Genomic DNA, 2,536 nt, shown 5'->3' with positions numbered 1-2,536 from the left:
GTCGTCGGGGGCCGGGGGCCGCGGGGAGGCCCCGTCGCTGAGATCGCTTCGCTCTTCGGGTGGCACCAGGGCATCGTAAAGATGGCACGTACATGCCGCCCGGACGTCCCGGATCGTGGACGATCACCGCAGGCCGCGGCCTATGCGCCCGCCACCTCGGGGGTGCCGCCGGTGCCCGTGGCGGACTCCGCGGCGGCCCGTGCCGCCTCCTCCTTCTGCGCGCGTCTGCGCAGCGCGTCCGGATCGGTGTCCGCGTGGTAGCGGAGCAGGCTCGGCAGCGCGAGCGCCAGCAGCCCCACCGCCGCCACGCACGCGAAGCCTCCGCCCCAGACGGCCGGGCGGGTGCCGGTGATGCCCGCCATCGTGCCCGCCCGCACCTGTCCGAGCTGCGGGCCGCAGCTGTACGAGAGGACCTCGATGCCCGCGAGCCGCCCGCGCAGCTCGTCGGGGATCGTCTGGTCCCAGATGGTGTGCCGGGCGAGGCCGCTGAGCATGTCGCCCGCGCCCGCGACCGCGAGGCACGCCAGGATCAGCCAGATGTGGGACATCAGCCCGGCCGCCGCCATCGCGAGGCCCCAGCTGCCCGCGCCGAGCGCGACCATCCGCCCGTGGCGGCGCGTCCTGGCGGCCCAGCCGCTCGTCGCGGTCACGAGCATCGAGCCGAACGGTATCGCCCCGTACATCAGGCCCAGTGCCCACTCGGCGTGCAGTTCGTCGGCCAGGAACGGGAAGAGCGTCACCGGGTACGCGAAGAACATCGCCGCCACGTCCATCGCGTACGTGCCGAGCAGCACCGGCTTGCTCCAGGCGTAGCGCGCCCCCTCCACCACGCTGCGCAGTGAGGGACGCGCGCTCGCGCCGAGCGGCGGGGCGGGCGCGAGGCGCAGGCACATCGGCACGGTGAGCAGGAAGCCCGCCACCGTCACCGCGTACGCCACGGGCAGGCCGACGTACGCGACGACGACACCGGCGAGCGAGGGGCCCACCACGGCGGCGAGCTGGCCGCGCATGAAGTTCAGCGCGGACGCGGCCGTGAGCTGGTCGTGCGGGACGATCCGCGCGATCAGTGAGCCGAGCGCGGGCTGCTGGAGCCCGGACAGCGCGGAGACGCCGGCGGCGACCACGTACAGCAGCCACAGCGCGGGGTGCGGCAGCAGGGAGTTGGCGAGCAGCACCACGGCGAGCGCCCCGAGGCCCGCCTCCGAGAGCAGGATGACCCTGCGCCGGTCCACGGCGTCGGCGAGCGCGCCCCCGTACAGGCCGAAGGCGATCAGCGGCACGAGTTCGACGGCCCCCATCGCGCCGACCGCGAACGGCGAGTCCGTCAGCTCCTTGATCTGGAGCGGCAGTGCCACCATCGTCATCGAGCTGCCGAAGGACGTGACGAGTCCCTGGAACCAGAGCAGCCGGAAATCACGCAGGGCGCGGAGCGGGGACAGATCGGGCAGGATCGCGAGGGCCCGGCGGAAGAGATGCGGCACGAAGTGCCATGTTCCGTGCCCTTACATGCACCATGCAAGTGACATCGGGGGGCCGGAGAGGAGCGGGACCGGGGCGGACCGGAGGGCGTCACGGGCATACGCGAGTGACGCGGCGGCGCCCGCGACCTCACCAGCGGGCGGGCGGGGGCGCCGTGAGCCGGTCCGCGAGGGACGAGAGCCGGTCCCTGAAGCGGTGCCTGCCGCGCGCGCCGGGCAGCGCGGACTCCCCCGCCGCCGCACTCACCAGGTGCTGGACTGTGTCGAAGTCCACATCGGCCTCGGCGGCGGACTCCGGGCGTGGGGCGTCCCCGCCCGCGTCCCGCCCGGTGGTGCGCGGCCTCCCGGGACCCGTTCCCGCGTAAACCCTTCCCGTGAAGCCCGGCCCCGCCGTACAGGTGATCGCGGGCCCGGCTCCCGCCGCGTGGGTGGTCCCCGTCCCGATGGGCCCCGTACTACCGAACGGCCCCGTACCGATCGGGCCCGCTCCCGGCACGGTGAGGATCTCGTGTGCCACGCCGCGCATCTCCGGGTCGCCGCCGTCCAGCGAGAACACCGTCGCTCCGGCGCGCCGCGCCCCGTGCACGCGCTCAAGCAGCCCGGTGTCCGCCCGGCCCGGCGCCACCACCAGCAGCGTCTCGCCGCGCCCCGCCGCTTCCAGGCGGCCGAGGCCGACCGTCAGGTGCGCGGGGGCCCTCGGCGGCACCTCGTGCCGCACGAGGGTGGGCGCCAGCTCCGGCCGGCCCGACCAGGCCGCCTCGTCGACGAGATGGGCCGCCAGGTGCCACGGCTCGTACGCGCGCGTCCCGACCAGGAGCAGGCCGCCGCCCTGCGGTACGACGCACGAGCGCAGCGCACCCGCGAACGCCCGGGCCTCCGAGGGCCACCGGGTGGCGGCGAGCACCTCCCGCAAGAGGGCGACGCGTACGGCATCCATGGCCCCGCATCCTGCCCGAGCGCGGCGCCCGGCGTCCCCGAGTGGCCAAGACCTCACCCGAAAGGGAAGGCTGGTCCCATGACTTCCTCTTCTTCCTCCGCTTCCTCCCCCTCCCCCGCCC

2 protein-coding genes are annotated in these 2,536 nt (G+C 75.0%); both read right to left on the bottom strand.

The features are described from left to right. Positions 1-140 precede the first annotated feature (140 nt). Positions 141-1,481: an MFS transporter gene (locus LCE31_RS38775; protein ID WP_225022925.1), complete on the bottom strand. Its 1,341-nt coding sequence runs from the start codon at positions 1,479-1,481 to the stop codon at positions 141-143. Positions 1,482-1,608: 127 nt separating this feature from the next. Further along, complete coding sequence (locus LCE31_RS38770) at positions 1,609-2,415, bottom strand: hypothetical protein (RefSeq protein ID WP_225022923.1); 807 nt, start codon at positions 2,413-2,415, stop codon at positions 1,609-1,611. Between the last annotated feature and the right edge of the window lie 121 nt (positions 2,416-2,536).

Source organism: Streptomyces sp. 8L (assembly GCF_020176795.1).
Taxonomy (GTDB): domain Bacteria; phylum Actinomycetota; class Actinomycetes; order Streptomycetales; family Streptomycetaceae; genus Streptomyces.
Note: the sequence above shows the minus strand (reverse complement) of the source record. Positions and strands in the feature narration are given on the sequence as shown.

What these genes read in the sequence shown, in the direction of transcription:
- LCE31_RS38770 (WP_225022923.1), bottom strand. Translation starts at nt 2,415, where the DNA reads ATGGATGCCGTACGCGTCGCCCTCTTGCGGGAGGTGCTCGCCGCCACC.